Origin of the sequence: Paenibacillus vietnamensis, from assembly GCF_020169515.1 — a bacterium.
Classification (GTDB): Bacteria; Bacillota; Bacilli; order Paenibacillales; family Paenibacillaceae; genus Pristimantibacillus; species Pristimantibacillus vietnamensis.
This window is the reverse complement of sequence record NZ_JAHMHW010000037.1, coordinates 1-2,048: the sequence shown is the minus strand read 5'-3', so window position 1 is coordinate 2,048 and position 2,048 is coordinate 1. Positions and strand designations below refer to the sequence as shown.

The 2,048-nt window shown below is 51.9% G+C and carries 1 protein-coding gene; it reads right to left on the bottom strand.

Annotated features, from left to right (window positions below; genetic code table 11):
- Positions 1 to 81: 81 nt before the first annotated feature.
- A complete protein-coding gene (gene ltrA, locus KP806_RS27415; protein ID WP_224726930.1) occupies positions 82 to 1,407 on the bottom strand; it encodes a group II intron reverse transcriptase/maturase in 1,326 nt (441 codons plus the stop codon).
- Between the last annotated feature and the right edge of the window lie 641 nt (positions 1,408 to 2,048).

The window sequence follows — 2,048 nt, the reverse complement described above, 5'->3', positions numbered from 1 at the left end:
AATCGAGTAGGCCTATGCGCATGCGCATAGGCCTCTCTCAGATCCGGACGTGCGGGTCATCGCATCCGGCTCCTCCAGTGATTATCCCCGTTGGGGATGAAGATCTTTGCAAATCGCATAAAGACTGCATAGACCGATTTCCTCAAACCATTTGTTTGGCAACGCATATTGAGCATACGTGGAATGTGAGCTTCGCCACGCTGTCATTCGCAGACCTGGCATTTCTCGATTGTCCCATCCTCTTCTTCGCATTTCGCGATGAAGTTTCCTAACTTTCCGCCAGCTTCTCAGTTGTACGGCACGCAGTCGTCTTCTGATCCATGCATCCAATTCCAGAAATCTTCCCTTTACATCCCCTGTACCGAAGTAGTTGCCCCATCCTCGCAAGTAAGGATTGAGCACTTTCTTCACCAGTTGCTGTACATTCACGGTCTGGTTTCGTCTCGTGATTTCCTTCACCCGTTCTTTGAATTTCGTCATTGCCTTATCTGATGGGGTCATGTACTTTCCCGGTTTGAACTCATGTCCAAGAAATACGAACGACTCCTTCTTGCTGTTCACGATTTTCGTCTTCTCCGGGTGAACCTTCAATCCCATCTCTTTTTCCAGTAACTTGATGACGGATTTCAAGACGCGTTCTGCTCCTTTTTGGGTTTGGCAACAGATCACAAAATCGTCCGCGTAGCGTGTCAGTCGATGGCCTCGTTCGGTCATCGCTTGATCCAGCGGGTGAAGATAGATATTGGCTAGTAAGGGACTGATAACCCCGCCTTGCGGGGTTCCTTGCTCATTCAGATGAAAGCTTCCGCCTTCGAGCACACCAGCTTTAAGAAATTTATCCAGCAGGGACAAGACGCTTCCGTCCACGATCGTTTCTCTAACCATCCCGATGAGCTTTTCATGTGGGATGGTGTCGAAGTATGATTTCAGGTCAGCATCGATAACGTACCGATATCCGTCGTTCAGATCCTTCCTGATCTTCTGCAGCGCCATGTGTGCGCTTCTACCCGGGCGGAACCCGTAGCTGCAGTCTATGAATTTGGCCTCGAAGATCGGTTCCAGTATGCGCCTTGCCGCGGCTTGTACGACTCGGTCTCCCACGGTAGGAATGCCCAGCGGCCTTTGCGTTCCGTCCGCTTTCGGGATGTAGACACGTCTCACCGGCTTCGGCCGATAGGCTTTATTCTTGAGTGTCTGTTGAACTACTTCTAGATGGTGTTCCAACTGCGATTCGAACGCCTTGATGGTCATTCGATCGATCCCTGCCGCGCCTCGGTTGCGCTTGACCTCCTTAAAGGCTTCCTCCAGGTTTGGTTTCGCCCATATCTTGTCGATAAGGCTGTACCACTTGCGTTCTCTTTGATTTGCTCCTTCACGAGAGTGACTGTTCCTTCCTTGTTCCTCCATGCCCGTTCTCCTTCCCTTTCAGTCCCATGGTTTGTAGCCTTCGGCAATCTCCATGTCCCTGTCAGTACTCGCCCCAGACGGCTTCTCCTTATGTTCATTCCCCGGCTCTTTGCACATCGTAGCTCACCGGCTCCTGTCTGGCGCATGGCCTCCCTCAGTCTCTCTTCTTCCACGGTTTCGGGCTTCGCACGAGTCATCGCCTTTTGAGTCGATGCCCGCACCGGCAACCTGGTGCCGATTCGTTTACCTTTGCGGCCTTTCCGGCAAACTTATTCACTATTATCCCTACGTCTGACTTCTCACCATCCATAGCCTTACCTTGACCTTCACGGTCTTGAATTAGGGTTACCGCTTGTGGCGGAAACGATGAGATCTCCTTGGGTCACGTCAACCGACTTTCCCCCGAATCCAGTCCTCCTAACTTCCGGAGCCCATTAGTGGTATTGGACTTTCCCTTCCTTTGCAGGGTTATCCGGCTCCGTCAGCCAACATGGTTTTGCCGCCTGTTCCGGGTTTTGCCTCCACATCCTCCGCACCTATCCTCACGGACTACGCACTATGTTTCAGCTATGTACTTCCGCCACCTCGCGGTGTACTGGAGACTTCCACTCCTTAGTCGATTGCGCTGCCAAGCGCACAAA